This is a genomic window from Aeromonas sp. QDB23, assembly GCF_027707745.1.
Lineage (GTDB): Bacteria > Pseudomonadota > Gammaproteobacteria > Enterobacterales > Aeromonadaceae > Aeromonas > Aeromonas allosaccharophila.
In genome coordinates, this window is record NZ_JAPCJA010000013.1 from 1 (window position 1) to 18,592 (window position 18,592).

At 57.4% G+C, this 18,592-nt stretch carries 20 protein-coding genes and 1 tRNA gene; 11 read left to right on the plus strand and 10 right to left on the minus strand.

What is annotated here, in order from left to right; genetic code table 11:
* Positions 1-178: transposase family protein (locus PG888_RS07930; protein ID WP_270693236.1), on the minus strand; the 178-nt coding region annotated here is incomplete at its 3' end.
* Between the two features lie 106 nt (positions 179-284).
* On the opposite strand from PG888_RS07930, the gene PG888_RS07935 reads away from it, so the two are divergent.
* The 3 genes from PG888_RS07935 to PG888_RS07945 are packed head-to-tail and all read left to right on the plus strand — an operon-like array spanning position 285 to position 2,331.
* On the plus strand, positions 285-1,208 hold the full coding sequence (locus PG888_RS07935) for a DUF979 domain-containing protein (RefSeq protein WP_182938683.1): 924 nt from the start codon (positions 285-287) through the stop codon (positions 1,206-1,208).
* 17 nt (positions 1,209-1,225) lie between these two features.
* Positions 1,226-1,870: a pyroglutamyl-peptidase I gene (gene pcp, locus PG888_RS07940; protein ID WP_182939692.1), complete on the plus strand. Its 645-nt coding sequence runs from the start codon at positions 1,226-1,228 to the stop codon at positions 1,868-1,870.
* Positions 1,867-2,331, plus strand: coding sequence for a gamma-glutamylcyclotransferase family protein (locus PG888_RS07945; protein WP_182938682.1), 465 nt, complete (start codon positions 1,867-1,869; stop codon positions 2,329-2,331). Before pcp ends, PG888_RS07945 begins: the two co-directional genes overlap by 4 nt.
* Before the next feature lie 66 nt (positions 2,332-2,397).
* Here PG888_RS07945 and PG888_RS07950 read toward each other — a convergent pair whose 3' ends face one another.
* Both PG888_RS07950 and PG888_RS07955 read right to left on the minus strand, forming a co-directional pair.
* Positions 2,398-4,290 (minus strand): methyl-accepting chemotaxis protein, encoded by a 1,893-nt coding sequence (locus tag PG888_RS07950; RefSeq protein ID WP_042063770.1) that lies wholly within the window; start codon positions 4,288-4,290, stop codon positions 2,398-2,400.
* Positions 4,291-4,551: 261 nt separating this feature from the next.
* Positions 4,552-4,628 (minus strand) — tRNA-Trp (locus PG888_RS07955).
* Positions 4,629-4,829: 201 nt separating this feature from the next.
* Between PG888_RS07955 and PG888_RS07960 the strand changes: the two genes are divergently transcribed.
* The 5 genes from PG888_RS07960 (at position 4,830) to PG888_RS07980 (ending at position 7,739) form a co-directional block, all read left to right on the plus strand.
* A complete protein-coding gene (locus PG888_RS07960) occupies positions 4,830-5,372 on the plus strand; it encodes a hypothetical protein (protein ID WP_058052021.1) in 543 nt (180 codons plus the stop codon).
* Between the two features lie 99 nt (positions 5,373-5,471).
* Positions 5,472-5,666, plus strand: coding sequence for a hypothetical protein (locus PG888_RS07965; RefSeq protein ID WP_152986295.1), 195 nt, complete (start codon positions 5,472-5,474; stop codon positions 5,664-5,666).
* A complete protein-coding gene (pyrB, locus tag PG888_RS07970) occupies positions 5,647-6,567 on the plus strand; it encodes an aspartate carbamoyltransferase (protein ID WP_042063824.1) in 921 nt (306 codons plus the stop codon). The genes PG888_RS07965 and pyrB overlap by 20 nt, the downstream gene beginning before the upstream one ends.
* Positions 6,568-6,582: 15 nt before the next feature.
* Entirely contained in the window at positions 6,583-7,047 is a 465-nt protein-coding gene (pyrI, locus tag PG888_RS07975; protein ID WP_042063767.1) for an aspartate carbamoyltransferase regulatory subunit, read from the plus strand.
* 200 nt (positions 7,048-7,247) lie between these two features.
* The gene (locus PG888_RS07980) at positions 7,248-7,739 is read left to right on the plus strand and encodes an arginine repressor (RefSeq protein ID WP_042063766.1); all 492 of its coding nucleotides are present in this window, start codon (positions 7,248-7,250) and stop codon (positions 7,737-7,739) included.
* A 132-nt stretch (positions 7,740-7,871) separates the two neighbouring features.
* Here PG888_RS07980 and PG888_RS07985 read toward each other — a convergent pair whose 3' ends face one another.
* The 4 genes from PG888_RS07985 to arcA form a co-directional block, all read right to left on the minus strand.
* Positions 7,872-9,278 carry a YfcC family protein gene (locus PG888_RS07985; RefSeq protein ID WP_111807290.1) on the minus strand — a complete coding sequence of 469 codons (1,407 nt, stop codon included), beginning with the start codon at positions 9,276-9,278 and terminating at the stop codon, positions 7,872-7,874.
* Positions 9,279-9,401: 123 nt separating this feature from the next.
* Positions 9,402-10,406 carry an ornithine carbamoyltransferase gene (gene argF, locus PG888_RS07990; RefSeq protein WP_017409770.1) on the minus strand — a complete coding sequence of 335 codons (1,005 nt, stop codon included), beginning with the start codon at positions 10,404-10,406 and terminating at the stop codon, positions 9,402-9,404.
* A gap of 79 nt (positions 10,407-10,485) precedes the next feature.
* Positions 10,486-11,412: a carbamate kinase gene (arcC, locus tag PG888_RS07995; RefSeq protein ID WP_139710607.1), complete on the minus strand. Its 927-nt coding sequence runs from the start codon at positions 11,410-11,412 to the stop codon at positions 10,486-10,488.
* 62 nt (positions 11,413-11,474) lie between these two features.
* Complete coding sequence (gene arcA / locus PG888_RS08000) at positions 11,475-12,695, minus strand: arginine deiminase (protein ID WP_042063762.1); 1,221 nt, start codon at positions 12,693-12,695, stop codon at positions 11,475-11,477.
* 747 nt (positions 12,696-13,442) lie between these two features.
* Between arcA and PG888_RS08005 the strand changes: the two genes are divergently transcribed.
* The 3 genes from PG888_RS08005 to PG888_RS08015 all read left to right on the plus strand — a co-directional run bounded on the left by PG888_RS08005 (position 13,443) and on the right by PG888_RS08015 (position 14,734).
* Entirely contained in the window at positions 13,443-13,619 is a 177-nt protein-coding gene (locus PG888_RS08005) for a hypothetical protein (RefSeq protein WP_167335554.1), read from the plus strand.
* Positions 13,620-13,716: 97 nt separating this feature from the next.
* Complete coding sequence (locus PG888_RS08010) at positions 13,717-14,364, plus strand: AAA family ATPase (RefSeq protein ID WP_042063761.1); 648 nt, start codon at positions 13,717-13,719, stop codon at positions 14,362-14,364.
* A 1-nt stretch (position 14,365) separates the two neighbouring features.
* On the plus strand, positions 14,366-14,734 hold the full coding sequence (locus PG888_RS08015) for a CopG family transcriptional regulator (protein ID WP_075111914.1): 369 nt from the start codon (positions 14,366-14,368) through the stop codon (positions 14,732-14,734).
* Between the two features lie 721 nt (positions 14,735-15,455).
* Here PG888_RS08015 and hemN read toward each other — a convergent pair.
* From hemN to yihI, 3 genes are read right to left on the minus strand one after another with little or no spacing between them, the layout of a single operon-like run.
* Positions 15,456-16,829 carry an oxygen-independent coproporphyrinogen III oxidase gene (gene hemN, locus PG888_RS08020; RefSeq protein ID WP_182938681.1) on the minus strand — a complete coding sequence of 458 codons (1,374 nt, stop codon included), beginning with the start codon at positions 16,827-16,829 and terminating at the stop codon, positions 15,456-15,458.
* 31 nt (positions 16,830-16,860) lie between these two features.
* Positions 16,861-17,301 carry a DUF2489 domain-containing protein gene (locus PG888_RS08025; protein ID WP_182934325.1) on the minus strand — a complete coding sequence of 147 codons (441 nt, stop codon included), beginning with the start codon at positions 17,299-17,301 and terminating at the stop codon, positions 16,861-16,863.
* Positions 17,302-17,312: 11 nt separating this feature from the next.
* The gene (gene yihI / locus PG888_RS08030; protein ID WP_182938680.1) at positions 17,313-17,900 is read right to left on the minus strand and encodes a Der GTPase-activating protein YihI; all 588 of its coding nucleotides are present in this window, start codon (positions 17,898-17,900) and stop codon (positions 17,313-17,315) included.
* Between the last annotated feature and the right edge of the window lie 692 nt (positions 17,901-18,592).

Consider the following 18,592-nt stretch of genomic DNA (forward strand, 5'->3'; position numbering starts at 1 on the left):
GAAACCATTCCAGATGTGCCTCGCCGAAAAGCTCGATATCTTCCCAACCTTGAGCTCCACCAATAGCAGCACAGACGGTGAGAAAAACCACATCGAAGAAGGGGTACGCGATTTTGGTTGTCTGACGAGGGTCTTCAAGTTCGGAGAAGAATTGGGTAAATGCCGCTTGATGGTTCATGACGAAACTCCCGTAAAAGAGAGTATAAGATCACACCCTGTTCGGTCGGTCAAATCCTCGTGCCCTGCTTAAAAAACGTTCGCGATCTTGCCCTGGGTCAACAGTAATGGCTGCACTGATCCCCAATATGCTCGAATTCTTCTATGTGCTGATCGGCGTCATCCTGTTCAGCAGCGCCTGGCGCGTCCTGCGTGATGCCAACCACCCGGCTCGAGTCGGCACCGCCCTGTTCTGGACCATCCTCGGGGTGCTGTTCGCCTTCGGCAGCTATATCCCCAACATGATCAACGGGATGCTGATCCTCGCCATGGGTGTCATCACCCTGCTCAAGCAGGTGAAGATCGGCAAGCTGGAGCAGGCGAGCGAGGAGGAGTCCCAGCGCCACGCCAACCGCATTGGCAACCGGATCTTCCTGCCCTGCGTGTTGCTGGCGCTGCTGGCGGTAGTGATCGCCCAGTTCACCCCTCTCGGCGGTCAAGTCGGTATCGGTCTGGCGGCGGTGATCGCCTTCGTCATCACGGTACTGCTGACCCGTGCCACCCCCTCCACCGTGGTGGGCGACTCGGACCGGATGATCCAGCAAGTGGGCATCACCGGCATCCTGCCCCAGTTGCTGGCCGCCCTCGGGGTGATCTTCAACACGTCCGGCGTCGGCGATGTCATCTCCCACGGGATCTCCACCGTGGTGCCGATGGGCAGCCCCTTCGTCGGGGTGGTGGCCTACTGCCTCGGCATGATGGTCTTCACCATGATCATGGGCAACGCCTACGCCGCCTTCACCGTCATCACTGCCGGGATCGGCATTCCCTTCGTGGTCACGCAAGGGGGTGATCCGGTGATCGCCGGTGCGCTGGCGATGACCGCCGGTTTCTGCGGCACCCTGATGACCCCTATGGCCGCCAACTTCAATGCCCTGCCCGCCGCCCTGCTGGAGATGAAGGATCTCAACAAGGTGATCAAGGTGCAGGTGCCGATGGCGCTGACGCTGGTGCTGATCCATATCGCCCTCATGTACTACTGGGCATTTTGAGAATTCGGGAGACCATGATGAAAGTTCTGATTACCGGTTTTGACCCCTTTGGCGGCGAGCCCATCAACCCGGCGTGGGAGGCGGTTAAACGCCTACCCGACACCATTCTGGATGCCACCGTGATCAAGGCGCAGATCCCCACCGTATTCGGCAAGTCGGCTACCCTGCTGGCGACGCTGATGCACCAGCACCAGCCGGATGTGGTGATCAACGTCGGTCAGGCGGGCGGTCGCTTCGCCATTACCCCGGAGCGGGTCGCCATCAACCTCGATGACGCCCGCATCCCCGACAACGAGCAGCAGCAGCCCATCGATGAAGTGATTCAGGCCGATGGCGCACCGGCCTACTTCTCCCGCCTGCCCATCAAGGGGATGGTGCAGCGCATCAAGGAGAACGGTATTCCGGCTGCGGTCTCCAACTCCGCGGGCACCTTCGTCTGCAACCACATCATGTATCAGCTGCACTACCTGATCGAAAAAGAGTTCCCGGCGGTGCGCGGCGGCTTTATCCACGTTCCCTACATCACCGAGCAGGTAGCGGACAAGGTGAACCAGCCCTGCCTCGCCATGAGCGACATCACCCGTGCGCTGGCGCTGGCCATCGAGGCAGTGGTACTGCAGCAGGATGGCGACCTCAAGGTCGTGGGCGGCGAGATCTCATGAGCCTCGGCCAGCCACGCCCGCTGTTCGTCTACGGCAGTCTGATGGACGGGTTGTTCAACTACCGCCGCTATCTGGCCGCTCATGTAAGCCAACCGCCACGGCGCGCCCGGGTGCGCGGCGCCCTCTATCACCTGCAGCACAAGGGCTATCCGGCCCTGCTACAGGGGGATGACTGGGTCTATGGCGAACTGTTTGTGCTGGACGACTTCCCCAACGCCATCGCGGCGCTGGACGAGATGGAGAATTTCCACGGCGAGGATGATCCCCAGAGCGAATATCTGCGCCAGCTGGTCGAGGTGGAGATCTTCGACCCGGCGCAGGGGTGCTATGTCGGCCAACAGCTGGCCTACCACTACCGCTACGTGGTGCAGCACGACCCCAGGTGGCAGCAGGGCAAGCACTACCTGCCCGACGGCAACTGGCGCGCCTTCCATCTGGCGCAGCTGGAGAGCGCCGCCTGACGGTCAGCGACAATAACAAAGGGCAGCCCGCGGGCTGCCCTTTCTGTTGCTGGAGTGGCGGGATGATCAGAGCCGGAAGCGGCCGATCTCCTGCTCCAGCCGCTCGGTCAGCGACTTGAGCTCGGCCGCCTGCGCCGCCTCGTTGCCCGCCTGCTCGGCCAGCTCTTGCGACACGTGACGGATATTCTCGGTATTACGGCTGATCTCGCCGGTCACCGAGGTCTGCTCCTCGGCCGCCGCCGCAATCTGGGTCGCCATGTCGCTGATAGAGCCGATCGCCTCGTTGATCCGGCCAAGGCTCAGGTTGGCGGCTTCCGCATCCTCCACGCTGGTGCCCGCCAGCTGACGGCTGGTCTCCATGCCACCCACCGCGCGACGGGTGGTCTGCTGCAGGGTTTCGATCATCTGCTGGATCTCGTCGGTGGAGTCGTGGGTACGGCGCGACAACACCCGCACCTCGTCCGCGACTACCGCAAAACCGCGGCCCTGCTCACCGGCCCGGGCCGCCTCGATGGCGGCGTTGAGCGCCAGCAGGTTGGTCTGCTCGGCGATACCGCTGATGGTGGCCAGGATGCCGCTGATCTTCTGGGCATGGCTGTCGAGCTCGTTGATGATCTGGCTGGCATCGGCCACTTCGTCCGCCAGACCGGTAATGCTGCGCTGACTCTGGCCAACCTGGGATTGACCGGCGACCGCCAGTGCAACCGCATCGGTGGCGGTGGTGGCAGCAAACTCGGCGTTGCCGGCGATCTCCTGGGTGGCGGAGGCCATCTCGGTCACCGCAGTCGCCACCATCACGATCTCGTCCTGCTGTTGACGCACCCGCTGACTGCGGGCCTGCGCCCCGGCCGCCTGGGTGCGGGACTGGGCCGCCAGCTCGACGGTCACATCCCGCAACCGGCTAACGATGCCATGCAGCCGCGCCACGAACTGGTTGAAGTTCTGGGCCAGCTGACCCACCTCATCCTTGCTGTGGGTGTTGATGTGAACGGTGAGATCCCCCTCACCGTGGGCGATGTCGTGCAGGGCGTGAGCCACCCGACCGAGATCGGCGAACAGGTATTTGAAGGTGGCAGTGAGCAGGGCGCTGAACACCAGCATCAGCACCAGCGTCAGCCCCACCAGCTCCCACAGCAGGCTGCTGAGCGGCGCTTCCAGCACATCGCGATACATCACCATGGCCAGCAGCCAGTCGGTGCCCGCTACCGGTTGTACCGCCAGCAGCACGTCGCGCCCGTCGAGGGTGGCGGCGTGCAGCTCGCTGTTTTCGCGGCCCCACTGCTGGAAGGTGGCGGCAGAGAGTCCCGGCGCCAGCTCGGCGATGGGCTTGAGCGCCAGATCCTTCTGCGGATGGCCGACGATGAGGCCACTGCTGTCGAGCAGCATGGCGTAACCCTCACCCTGCACCTTCATCGCCAGCACTTCGTCGATCAGCTTGTCGAGCGCCAGGTTGGCCCCCACTGCACCGACCAGCTCGCCCTGATGGCGCACCGGCTCGGAGAGGGTGACCACCAGCTTCTGCATGGTGACGCTGACATAGGGAGCAGTGACGATCAGCTGCCCCGCCTTCACCGCATCCTGATACCAGGGGCGCTCGCGCGGGTCATAGTTGCCGGTGTTGAGGGAAGGGTCCTGCCGGGTCATGACCCCCTGCGCGGAACCAAAATAGGTGAGGCCGAACCCACCGGAGGTGTAGGCCTGCTTCAGGTGCGGCACCAGCTCGGCCTGCGGGTTGTCGCTGATCAGGTTGACCAGCGCATGGACGGTATTCTTGCGATCCGCCATCCATTCGCCGATCGCGACCGAGTAGGCGTGACCATAGTTGACCGCCTCGCTCTGGATGGCGCTCATGGTGCGGGATTTGAGGGTGTGAAAGGCAACGATGCCGAGCAGTGATGCCATCAGCAGCACCACGCCAAGACTGGTGGCCAGCAGCTTGCCGCGCAGAGAGAGGGTCATGACGACGAATCCTTGTTGTTGTGTCAGGCAGGGAAAACCCTGATGTATCAAAGGCTATCGGCCGCAACATGAACAGACTTTAGTGAATCTGTATATTTTTACATCCATCAACAACAGGGATAGCTATCAGAAGTTGGTTGCTCGCTATTCCATGCTACCGAGCGGCAGAACAATCAGGAGGAGAAACAGAGGAGCGGGAGGAACAGAGGGCGAACGCCGGAAATGCGAAAGGCCAGCTCAATGAGCTGGCCTTTCTGAAAATGGCAGGGGCGGCAGGACTCGAACCCGCAACCATCGGTTTTGGAGACCGCTGTTCTACCAATTGGAACTACGCCCCTGCAACAAACGAGGCGTAGTATACAAAGTGGAGATCAAAGGTAAAGGCTTTTTTTACGCTTTTGATGCGATTGCACAAATCCCGAACAAGTCGCGGTCGTTTGTGCAGCAAAGCGGGATAACTTGCTGTATTTGCAGCCCTGCCGGGGTAGGAATGGGACATAAATGGGGGTAGGGTGAAATCAGGTACCGGGAGGCCACTTATGCTCAATTACCGATTGCTCCAACAACTGGCGCCCCTCAACTTCAGGGATGAACGCAAGACAGAGTCCCTGCCCGCCTATCTTGAACGGGTCGCGCCGCTGGTGCCCTTTATTCCTGAAAATGTGCTCTCCCAGTGGATTTACCGTCATTGGCGCGGTTTTGAGTCCAACTGGAGCTTTATCGATCTCGCCAGCCATCAGTTCACCTGTGAAAGCTGGCCCACCGCGCAACTGGTGGATCAGGTGGACTCCCGCCATATGGAGGTGATCGAGCGCTGGGGCGAGATGCTGCGCAGCAATCGCTATGTGCGTCGTTCCTGGCTCGGCGAGAAGATGCTGAGCGAAGGCACCTGGCCGGAACCTGTCATCGTGCTGGCGCCCGCCGAGGGGTGCAGTTACCCGAACGGGCAACCGTTGCCGCAACCCTACTGCCTGCTGGAAGGGCACCACAGACTCGGTTATTTGCGTGCCATGGCCCACGATGGGGAATCGCTGCAAGAGACGCACAGGGTGTGGATTTGTCGTCCTGTTCCCGCCACTTAAACGTTTTTCATGCTGAAATTGGCATCGGAAATAAAATTTTGACAATTAAAAAAGCGGCCCTATAATCTGTCCGGTTTTGAAAAAGGTCGGGACGAAACGATGCAGTTTTTGATTCAGAAAACAGCCTTGCAGACGGGTGGTGCGCACCAGAGCGGCCCCGTTGTTTTCGGTTCCCACCCCAATGATCCCCAGTTATTTTTAAAAAAAGCCCCTGTTTCAGGGGCTTTTTTTTGTGCCCGAAAAACCTCCAATGATGTCAAAGGGAATGCAGACGATGACCAATCCACTCTATAAGAAACATGTCATCTCCATTTCGGACCTGACCCGGTCAGAAATGGAACTGGTAGTCTCAACCGCACAACGGTTGAAGGCTGAACCTGACACCAGCCTGTTGAAAGACAAGCTGGTTGCCAGCTGCTTCTTCGAAGCCTCCACCCGCACCCGCCTCTCGTTCGAGACCGCGGTACAGCGCCTCGGCGGCAACATCATCGGCTTCGCCGACGGTGGCAACACCAGCGCCAAGAAGGGCGAGACGCTGGCTGACTCCATCAAGATCATCGGCTCCTACTCGGATGCGGTGGTGATGCGCCACCCGAAAGAGGGCGCGGCCCGTCTGGCTGCCGAGTTCTCCCGCGTGCCGGTCATCAACGGCGGCGACGGCTCCAACCAGCATCCGAGCCAGACCCTGCTCGACCTGTTCACCATCCATGAGACCCAGGGTCGTCTGGACAACCTCAACGTCGCCTTCGTCGGTGACCTGAAATATGGCCGCACCGTGCATTCGCTGGCCCAAGCCCTCAGCCTGTTCAACTGCCGCTTCTTCTTCATCTCCCCGGAAGCGCTGGCGATGCCGGACTACATCTGCGAAGAGCTGGAAGAGAAAGGCATCCCGTTCAGCGTCCACCAGACCATGGAAGAGGTGATGCCTGAGCTGGACATCCTCTACATGACCCGTGTCCAGAAAGAGCGCTTCGACGAGACCGAATACAAGCACATGGCTGCCAAGTTCGTGCTGGAGCTGGCGACCCTGGAAGGGGCCAAGCCCACCATGAAGATCCTGCATCCCCTGCCCCGCGTCGACGAAATCGATGTCGCGGTCGACAAGACCCCCCACGCTTGCTACTTCCAGCAGGCGGAGAACGGGGTCTATGCACGCCAGGCGCTGCTGGCACTGGTACTGAACGAAACTGTCTGAGCTTAGGGGAATATCATGTCTGACAAGAACCAACTGCAAGTCGAAGCCATCCGTCACGGCTCCGTCATCGATCACATCCCCGCTGGCCAGGGCATCAAGATCCTCAAGCTGTTCCAGCTGGTTGAAACCCAGGAGCGGATCACCGTCGGCTTCAACCTGAAATCCGGCGCGCTGGGCAAAAAGGATCTCATCAAGATTGAGAACACCCGCCTGACCGAACAGCAGGCCAACCAGCTGGCGCTGTTCGCCCCGAAAGCGACCGTCAACATCATCGAAGACTTCAATGTGGTGAAGAAGCACCAGCTGGAGCTGCCGGAGTTCATCGCCGGGGTGTTCCACTGCCCCAACTCCAACTGCATCTCCCACAACGAGCCGGTGGACAGCTACTTCCGGGTGCGCGAAGTGAAAGGCGTGGTACGGATGAAGTGCAAATATTGCGAGAAGTCCTTCACTCAGGACATCGTCAGCGAGCGTGACTAATATCTGATTGGGCCCTGCGGGGCCCATTTTTGAACCCTGTCACATCACCGAATTTCCAGTCAGCTATAATTTGCCATCCCAAGATGGTAATGCCCGTTCATTTCCTGCATATAGATGGATTATCAGTGTTTTTGCCTGATAACTGACAGCTATGGCAGATATCGCGCGTTTACCTCCGGTCATCGTCAAAGGAATTCGCCGTGGTCAAAACCCTCAGTCGTCCCGTTGCCCAAGAGCCCGATCTGGCCCAGCTGGATGCCTGTCGCCAGATCATCGGTCAGCACTGCTACAGCACCCAGGAAGAGATCCGCCGCGAGCTGTCAGAGCGCGGCTTTGCCGATATCAGCCAGTCCACCATTTCCCGCCTGCTGCGCCGCCTCGGCGTAGCCAAGGCGCAGAATGCCAACGGCAAGAAGGTCTACACCCTGGTAGACGATCAGCTGGAACCCGCTGGCAGCACCCGCTCGATCCACGACATGGTACGCGAAGTGGTACACAACCAGCAGATGGTGCTGATCCACACCACCCCGGGGGCCGCTACCGTGGTGGCCCGCCTGCTGGATCGCAACGCCAATCCGGAGATCATGGGCGCCGTCGCGGGCAATGACGTGGTGCTGGTCGCGCCGCGCCATATCAGCCGCACCCGTCAGGCCCACGCTGCCGTGGTGCGCACGCTGGCGCAGGCCCGCTAAGCTCTCTCCCCCAAATGCATTGAGGCGACCTGCGGGTCGCCTTTTTGTTGCCTGCTATTTTGTGCCCATCACTTCTTGTGCCCATAAAAAACGGGAGCCTGCAGGCTCCCGTTTCATCTTGCTTGTCATCCCTCAGGAGAGCACGGCGCCCAGGCTCAGGCAGACCACGATCAGCACGGTCAGGATACCGAGCAGCGGGGCCACCCACTTCAGCCAGCGCACATAAGGCACCTTGGCGATGGCCAGACCACCCATGACTACGGCGGAGGTCGGGGTCACCAGGTTCACCAGACCGGAGGCAGACTGGTAAGCAGTCACCACCAGATCGCGACCCACGTTGGCGAAGTCAGCCAGCGGCGCCATGATCGGCATGGTCAGTACGGCCAGACCGGAGGAGGACGGCACCAGGAAGGAGAGCACCACTTCCAGCACGAACATCACGTTGATAAAGACGATGGTGGAGAGGCCGGTCACGATCCCTTCTGCACTGTGCAAAATGGTGTGAGTGATCATGCCGTTATCCATCACTACCACGATACCGCGGGCGATACCGATGATCAGCGCCACACCCAGCAGGTCGCGGGCACCGTCGATAAAGTTGGAGGTCAGCTCCTCCTCGCTCATGCGGGAGATGATACCAACGATGATGGCGGCAGCCAGAAACACGCCGGAGATCTGCGCCATCCACCAGCCCAGCACGGCCACACCGTAGATCATCACGGCAAAGGCGGCGACGAAGATACCCAGCACGATTTTACGGGTCAGGGTGAACTCCAGCATCTGGTCGCTCTTGTTGCCAAGGAAGTGGGCACGGTTCTCTTCCCACTTGTCAGCCACCAGAGATTTGCTCGGATCGCTGCGCACCATCTTGGCGTAACGCATGACGTAGGCAACGCAGAGCAGCCAACCGGCGACCAGCATGGCGACGCGCAGCCAGATACCGTCGGTGAAGGAGATACCGGCGGCGTTGGCCGCGATAACGGTCGCAAACGGGTTGATGGTGGAACCGAGAGTACCGATACCGGCGCCCAGCAATACAGTTGCCGCCGCTACCACAGGGTCAAAGCGGGCAGCCATCATCACCGGCACCAGCAGGGTGTAGAACGGCAGCGACTCTTCGGCCATGCCGTAGATGGTGCCGCCTGCGGCGAACAGCGCCATCAGGATCGGGATCATCCACTCTTCCCGGCCGCGCAGGCGGTCGGTCACACGTTCAATACCGGCATCAATGGCACCGGTCTTGGTCACAATGCCAAGAAAACCACCGATGATCAGGATAAAGAGGGAGACGTCGATGGCGCCTGCCTGATAGGTGTCGTGGTTGTAGAGGCCATCGATAGGTGCCAGCAGCACATCGACGATCCCCTGAGGATTCCCCTCCACCAGTTTGTAGGTACCCGCCACCGGCACTTCTTTGCCGAGGGCTTCGTTCATGGTCATTTCATATTTGCCGGCCGGCACTATCCAGCTCAGGGCGGCCACCAGGGCGATCAGCACAAACAGTATCGTGTAGGCTGACGGGAACTTGAATTTGGTCATGGTCCAGCTTCCTTCTGTGGGTGTGGTATCCATGCAGGCTGCGGGTCGTAGGGTTAGAGGTATTATGCCGCTGTCACATGGTCGAAAAGCCGGGGGTCGCCCCCCGGCACCACTACTGCGACCTTAGTCGCCCAGCGTAGCAACCATCACTGCCTTGATGGTGTGCATCCGGTTTTCGGCCTCGTCGAACACGATGCTGTGCTCGGATTCGAACACGTCCTCGGTCACTTCCAGGCCTTTCATGCCATATTTGTCAGCCACTTCCTTGCCCATGGTGGTCTCGTCGTTGTGGAACGCTGGCAGGCAGTGCATGAACTTCACATCAGGATTCTTGGTGGCGTTGATGACATCCATGTTGACCTGATACGGGGTCATCAGTTTGACGCGCTGATCCCAGGCTTCTTTCGCTTCACCCATGGATACCCAGACGTCGGTGTAGAGGAAGTCGGTGCCCAGCACACCCTCTTTCACATCTTCGGTCAGGGTGATGCGCGCGCCGGTCTCTTCGGCGATCAGGCGGCACTTGGCAACCAGCTCCTCTTCCGGCCAGAACGCTTTCGGTGCAACCAGACGAATGTCCATGCCCATTTTGGCGGCGCCGACCATCAGGGAGTTACCCATGTTGTTGCGGGCATCACCCAGGTAGGCGAACTTGATTTGATCCAGACGCTTGCCCTTGCCGTGCTCCAGCATGGTCATGAAGTCGGCCAGGATCTGGGTCGGGTGGAATTCGTTGGTCAGGCCGTTCCAGACCGGAACACCGGCATAGGCGCCAAGCTCTTCCACGATCTCCTGACCGTAGCCACGGTATTCGATACCGTCATACATGCGGCCCAGTACACGGGCGGTGTCCTTCATGGACTCCTTGTGACCGATTTGGGAACCGCTCGGGCCAAGGTAGGAGACTTGCGCACCCTGGTCGAAGGCCGCGACTTCAAACGCACAGCGGGTACGGGTAGAGGTCTTCTCGAAGATCAGGGCAATGTTTTTGCCGGTCAGGTGTTTGCGCTCGTAGCCACCGTATTTGGCTTTTTTCAGGTCGATGGCCAGGTCAATCATGTATTGGATTTCGCGCGGGGTGAAGTCCAGCAGTTTCAGGAAGTTACGGTTACGCAGATTAAAAGCCATGATGAGTTCTCTCTATATTTGTTTCAGACCAATTCGGGCAGTAGTGTTGACTACGCATTCTCAGTACAAATTTCGGTAATTACGCATTCACGGTGCGGGTGGCGACGATATTGGTGCCGGCTTCACCCTTGAGGATGGCAAGACCATCTTCCAGCGAGCCGATCCCGACCATGCCGCCGGTCGCTTTGACAAATTCACAAGAGGCTTCGACTTTCGGTCCCATGGAGCCTGCATCGAACTTGACTCCGGCCAGCTCGTCCGGGCTGGTGACCCGCAGCGGGTGCTGGGTCGGCTTGCCCCAATCCAGATAGACGGCATCGGCGTCGGTCAGGATCAGCAGGGCGTCGGCCTTGATCTGCTTGGCCAGATAGGCGGCAGACATGTCTTTGTCGATCACCGCTTCGATACCGGTCAGGCTCTGGCCATCCCAGGTCACCGGAATGCCGCCACCACCGGTACAGATGATGAGGTGGCCCTGGGCAATCAGGGTTTCGATGGCGTCGCCTTCGACGATGCGCTGGGGCAGCGGGGACGGCACTACACGGCGGAAGAACTTGCCGTCAGCCTTGACCACCCAGTGCTTCTCTTCTGCCAGGGTGCGGGCTTCCGCTTCTTCATAGACGGGGCCGATAAATTTGGTCGGATTGGCAAACGCCGGATCCTTGGGATCAACCTGCACCTGAGTCAGCAGCGCAGTGACGTTGCGGCTCGGCATCAGGTTTTTCAGCTCCTGGATCAGCATATAGCCGATCATGCCTTGGGACTCGGCACCCAACACATCCAGCGGATAGGGGGATACCTTGGTGTAGGCGCTGTTTTGCAGAGCCAGCAGGCCGACTTGCGGGCCGTTGCCATGTACCAGCACCACGTTGTACTCCTGAGCGATCAGGGCGATGGTTTTGGCGGCAGTGGCGATGTTCTTGCGCTGGATATCCGCTTCCAGTGGCTCACCACGACGGAGCAGTGCATTGCCACCCAGAGCGACGACGACAGTTGGTTTTTTCATAGTGGTTAATCTCGATTTTGGGTCTGTGTGGCGCCAGCCTCTGCCGGCGCCACGCCGTCTCATCAGATGCTGTCGCGTTCCATCGGGCAGCTCATGCAGCGGGCGCCGCCGCGGCCACGGCCCAGTTCATCACCCGGAATGGAGAGAACTGTGATACCGGCCTTGTCATATTTCTCGTTGGTGTAGGTATTGCGCTCGTAACCCACCACCACGCCGGGACGTACGGTCAGCACGTTGTTGGCGTCGTTCCACTGCTCGCGTTCGGCTTCGAAGCTGTCACCGCCAGTGGTGATGATCTTCAGCTGATCCACGCCCAGCGCTTTCTCGATAGCGGTGACGAAGTAACCCTCTTCCTTGATGTTCATGCCGGTGGCGCCGCCCGGAGTCAGACTCCAGCACTGCACGTCCTTGCGGATCACTTCCGGATAAACGGAGAAGGTATCGACATCCATATGGGTCATGACGGTATCCAGGTGCATGCAGCTGCGGTGTTTCGGCAGTTCCATGGCGATGACCTGTTTGGCCTGACCGTGTTTGAACAGGCTGCGAGCCAGGTGCTCGACACCTTGCGGTGTGGTGCGCTCGGACATGCCGATCAGCACGGCGCCGCGGCCGATAACCAGTACGTCACCACCCTCGATGGTGGAGTTGTCGTAGTCACGCTCCTCGTCACCGAAGTACTTGATGAAGTCCTGACCGGCAAACATCGGGTGCCAGCGGTAGATAGCCTTCACGTGGTTGGTTTCGCGGCGACGAGCCTGTTTGGCCATCGGGTTGATGGAGACACCACCGTAAACCCAGCAGGAAGTGTCACGGGTGAAGAGGTGGTTGGGCAGCGGCTCGATGATGAAGTCGGTCGGTGCATGCATACCCACTACCATGTTGACGCCGTGATAAGGCATCTCGGAGTAGGTCAGGCCACCGGAAAGAATGCGGGCCAGTTCGCGGTGCGGCATGTCTGCCAGGAAGCAGCGCACGTCGTTGGCAAAAGAAGAACCGAGGCGGTAGTCGGAGACCTGATGTTGCAGCAGCCAGGTTTTGGCTTCCGGCACATCCAGAGTCTCGGCCAGCAGATTGGTCAGCAGGAAAACTTCGACATTCTGATCGCGCAGTACCTGAGCGAATTTGTCGTGCTCCTGACCGGCGCGTTCAACAGACAGGACGTCATCGAACAGCAGATCCTGGCAGTTGGAAGGAGTCAGACGCTTCAGACTGAGGTTGGGGCGGTGCAACATGACACGGCGCAATTGGCCAACTTCAGAACCTACATAAAATTTGCTCATGATTATATTCCGTCTAGCAGTGGTCCCTGCGAGTGATTGAATAGATTCCTTCTATTCATGCTCGTGGCTAAGGCGGGATATTCTTTATGTAGGGTACTCGGCTTATGTTCTATCCTGCCCTTGCCTTTCGATGCCGAGGTTAGACCTGCGAACCAATGCAAACTTAGACATTGATCACATTCACTCAGAACTGAATATATTCACCGCTCAATCTATGACCCCGGTAGCAAATTGCGTATTTCCCACACAGAGCGAACTGAATAGCCATGCACAACCACCCCACTATATTTCAGATTGATTCAGTTTTTATTCATGCAGGCTCACTAGCAAGATTAAATTCAAAAAACAAAACTCGTTAAAAATCATAATAATAAATGGTTTTAAAAATAAGTTTTGAATATTACTTCCTGTGTATTGAATACATCGGTGTGACAAGAGGAACTCGGGGGAAATAAATACTCAGATCGAGCACACTCACTGCATAAATCTTTTCTTGTCCCAGATCATGGCATTGATGCCAACCCCATCAGGCAAGGCCTCATCAGCCATCACCTCTTTATGCGGTTCAACTTAATATGCACAAAGTTCGCATCGAGGCTGGCAACCATCCTCGTCAGTCACCACAACGCCTTTTGATACTTTTTTCATTAATTGAATTTATTCGTCCCACCTTGCGCTGGCGCCAACCTCGACTTAACTCAGAAAGTGATCCAGATCACACTAAAATGGTACTACCAAGGAGTTGTTATGAAGATGAAACCCATGCTGTTGCTCGCGACTTTGCTGCTCTCTGCGCTCCCGACCTTCATTCAAGCTGAAGGAGCCCCTGCCATGCCCATGGTGGTATGCCATGTCGACCAGGCCCCCCAGATGCTGGTGCCTGACTATGTCTGCCGCTGGCATGGAGGCAGCGTTCATTACTAATCGACACAACGAGAGGAGCATCACTCCTCTCGCCTTGTGATGAGGCAGGCCCCTCCTATACTGAAATCAGCGGTTTTCTTATGGATAGGGGAACGTCATGATCTTGTTGGTCGGTGGAGAGAAGGGGGGGAGTGGCAAGAGCTGCCTGGCACAAAATCTGGCGGTCTACCTCAGATCCCAATTTCAGGGGGAGGTGTTACTGGTCGACTGCGACCCGCAGCGCACCACCTCTGACTGGATTCAGGAGCGCAATGACAACCCGGAGCTGCCACAAATCAACTGCGTTCAGCTCTATGGCAATATTCGCAACGACTTGCTCAGCCTGAAAAACCGCTACGACTACGTCATCGTCGATTGCGGCGGACAGGACAACCGGGCTCTGCGCTCCACCATGGCTGTCGCTACCCACGCCCTGATCCCCTTGCGCCCGAAACGCCGCGACCTCAAGACCCTGCCCCATATGGAAGATCTCATCACCACTTGCAAGATGGTCAATCCGACGCTCAATGCCGCTGTAGTGCTGACCCAGTGCCCCGCCCTGCCCAATCAGGTAAAACGCATTCTGGAGGCGAAAGAGGTCTGCGCCTCATTCGGTGTCGATGTGCTGAACGCCATCACCTATGGCCGTAACGTCTACGACGACAGCGAAGAGAAGGGGCTGTCGGTGATGGAGATCGAGCCGGATGGCAAATCCGCCGAAGAGATCCGGGCCATCGCCAAAGAGTTCCTGCAAGTGGGGGTGTGAGATGGGTCTGGCCGATCTGAAGAAAAAGCACCAGCTGCATCACCAGAAGAAGTTCACCGTCGACGAATTTATCGAAGATGCGGAGTTCTACGCCAAGGGCAAACCCAAGGTGGTCAGCCTTGAACTGAGCCTACATCGTGATGAAGCCCTGTCGGCGCTGGCCTTTATCGAGAGTGGCGAGCACCTGAGGCCCAGTTACAAGAAGGCCACCTTCTCCATGAGCACGGTGGCCATCGACGAACTTGGCAATCTGACCCAGCAAGATGGCATGAACAAATCCCTGTTGCTGCGCCTCTTTACCCACTACTTCTCTTCGCTCACCCCGGAAGAACGCCAGACCATCTATGAGCGACTCAACCAGCGCTCATAATTTCTCCATTCAGTCGCTCTTTTGGTGCCTCGCCAACCCATCCCGAATGACCATCATCAGACTGCAGAATCTGTTTCCAAAGTAACCAAAAAGCCGCGTAAGAGATCTGCCATTCCATATGTAAGCCAACAGCCGAAAAGATCCTCGAGATAATCGGAAGATAGGATCTTAAAATATGAAGGCAACACACTTAACATCATGTTTATAAATGAATAAGTCGAAACACACCGCTTTCGGAACAGCTTATGAAAAAAACGTTTTCCAATCTGACGTTGTAGCCGGTAAAAAAATCCTTATAGTTACTCATGCACGGACGCAATGAAGTCGGTCAGGAAGACTGGCTGCCAGGGTTGGGCAAATGGACTCACCACAGGATGTGGTAAAGGACACCTCCCAGGACGGAGAAAGTGCGACGGGACAGGATGACTCGTCAGGCCAAGATGGCTAAAGGACACCCCAAAGGATTGGGAAGGGGAAACCTAAAGGAAGAGGTAAACAGTCAGGGATTGCAGGGAGCAACTTCGTTCAAGGATATGAGCGATACGACTACCGGGGGCGACGCAAGTCGCCCCCATCTTTTTGTCTGCGTTTTACCGCCCGATTGCTTGCCCTATCGCGAGCCTTATTGCCAGAACCGTCCAGACCCGCGGCTTAAGCAAAAATAGATATGAAAGGGGCGCCACGATGGCGCCCCTTTCTGTTTTCTGATCGGCATACAAGCTTATATCACGCGAGAGAACTGCTGCTGACGCGCCTTGTTGCGTAGGTACACGTCGAAGCACATGCAGATATTGCGGATCAGCAGCTGCCCCGTGGAGGAGACCTCCAGGCCATCCTCAGTCATTCGCACCAGCCCATCGTTGATGAAGGTCTGCAGCAGCTTGATATCGTCGGCAAAATACTCTCTGAAATTGAGCCTGTGCGCCTGCTCGACAGCGGCAAAGTTCAGGCGAAAATCACAGATCAGCCGCTTGATCACCTCACGACGGATCAGATCATCCTGATTGAGCGAGCAGCCTTTCCACTGGGCATGACCCAGCTCTGCAACCTGTGCGTAATAGGCCTTGAGCTCTTTCTGATTCTGGGAATAGGCATCACCGATCATGCTGATGGAGGAGACCCCCAACCCCAGCAGATCGCAATCTCCCTGGGTGGTATAGCCCTGGAAGTTGCGGTGCAGTTTACCCTCGCGCTGCGCAACCGCCAGCTCGTCATCGGGTTTGGCAAAATGGTCCATGCCGATGAACTGGTAACCGCGACCGGTCAGGAAGGCTATAGTGTCCTGCAGCATGGCCAGTTTCTCCTGCGGAGCAGGCATATCCACCTCTTTCAACTTGCGCTGGGCGGCAAAGCGACTCGGCAGATGGGCATAGTTGAAGATGGAGAGGCGCGCCGGATCGGTCTTGAGCACCTCTTCCAGCGTATGGTGGAAGCTGGCACGATCCTGATGCGGCAGGCCATAGATAAGGTCGAGGTTAGTCGAGCGGAAGCCGAGTTCACGGGCCCGTTCCAACATGGCTTTAATAAAGTCGTTGTCCTGCTCGCGGTTGACCGCGACCTGCACATCCTTGTTGAAATCCTGCACCCCAAGGCTGATGCGGTTGAAGCCGACATCTCGCAGCACATCCAGCATGGTAATGGCAATCTCGCGCGGATCGACCTCGATGCTGAACTCTCCCTCCTCGGCAAAATGGAAGTGCTCACGCAGCATGGCCATCAGGCGGCGCGTTTGCGCTTCATCCAGATAGGTGGGTGTACCGCCACCCCAGTGAAGTTGGGTGACCAGACGATGTTTGAAGAGCGGGGCCTGCGCCTTGATCTCCTGCTCCAAATAGTCGAGGTACTCGTCAGCCTTGTGCTGATGGCGGGTAATGACCTTGTTGCAGCCGCAGTAATAGCAGAGCTTGTGACAGAAAGGGATATGCACGTAGAGCGACAGATTGCGCTCGGGATACTGGCCGGCAGCGCGGACAAAATCCGGATAACCGAAGCTCTCGTTGAACTCCAGCGCAGTGGGATAAGAGGTGTATCGCGGGCCACTGTAGTTATATTTTTCGATCAGGGCCTGATCCCACACAATCTGTTCTGCTTGCACGTTCGCTTCCTCTCTTGTTGTTATTGTTGGCTCACCGACCTAACTGAAAATCCTTCAGTTGGGCCACATCCTTGAGGATCTGAGCCTCCAGCTCGGCCTCGTAGCCGCTGCGTTCGAGATCCATCTTCATCACTTCATTGCGTTTAAGTGCGCGTCTGGCCTCATGAGTCGGCATATCTTTCACCTTCTCATACAGCCCGTACAGACCCGGGAACTCGGCAGCGAACGCCCGCCCACCCTTGATCTGCAATGCATCCAGCAGATTGGTCAGCCGAATGGCACCTTCGGAGTAATCGCACTGCCCCTCCTGCACTGCATGGGCAATGACCCGCACGCTCTCCAGAATTCGCTCATTGCGAGCAGTTATCGCCTGCCACTGCATCGCTTGCTGCCGTCTCAGTCTGGCCAGCAGCATGCCTGCATAGATTGCCAACCCTGACAAAATCAGGCCGCCCAACAGGGCGGCCAGCATCCATCCACTCATCACTTTTTCTTCGGCTCAGGCTTGGGTTCCGGCTTGAAATCGACCTGGTTGAAACGATCCCACAACTCCTCTTCGGAGGCCGGTTTTTGCTCGTCGAACTCGGCGTCATCGCCATCATCAAACGGCAGCTCGTCATCTTCATCATCGTCGTTATCGATGATGCCCAGCTCATCCATCAGCTCCTGATAACGGTCGACGCGCTGATCAACCCAAGCCTGCTCAGCAGCTTCCAGGGTTTCACCTGCATCAAGACGATCCAGCAGATCATTCAAGCGATCATCGTTTTCGATGGAGGCCAGCTCCTGCTCGGGCGTCATCACCAGCTGCTTCTCTTTCACTGCCTTGGGTGCTGCCGGCTTCTTCTGTTTGTCATCCACCACCAGTACCACCGGCTTGCGGGAACCGATACGCGGATCTTTGGACTGACTGTTGCCAGACTTGTTGTTCGATTGTTCAACTTGCTGACGAGAACCAGCCTTCAGGCCCTTGCGCTTGGCAGCCCGTTTACGCTCACGACCTTCCTGAGCACTGACATCAGATTCTTTGCGCTTGCCAGTAGGCTTGCGAGTGGGTTGTTTGGCAGACATGAATGGCTAACTCCGAAAAATAACTGGTTTGACCCGTACCCGGGATGATCTCACCCGGTGGGATACGATGCGAGGAACAGTAAGGCTGGAACAAGAGCAGGATCCGGCACCAATCCGGCCCAATCAGGCCACTGAACACCGCAGGATCGGTATCCTCTGGGCATGTTGCTGGTATTTTGACACAGAATGGCTAATCGGGTTAATGACCCAAAAGAAAAAAGGCAGCCGAAGCTGCCTTGATATGTTCATGCGGGCGCCATCCTGAATGGCAAAACAGTCTGTTTCGTCCTCTCCGTGACAACTTGTCGCCGCAGCATATCGTTGTGTGGTCATCCTGACCTTGTATTGGTCGTTCCTGAATGTGCGTGTGCCTGTTTGACCCGTCGCGACCGCATCCTGCCATCGTGCCGGGGAGTCTTGCATCCCGCAACCCCATCCCGCTCCGGAGATGGTCACCATCCTGATCCTTCAAATCCCTTGCCAGCTCATGCGAGCCCATGGCATCCCGCCACGCCAGCCATCCTCTGCTCACAACATCCTGCTGTGAAACCGCCACCCAATCCGTGGGTGAATCCATTGAGCCTACTGTATCAACTCTATAAAACGGCTCAATCCACCCAAAAGATTCTCAACATCTCGAAAAATATCAATATGCACATAATTAATTGATAAATAATGGATATTTAATATTT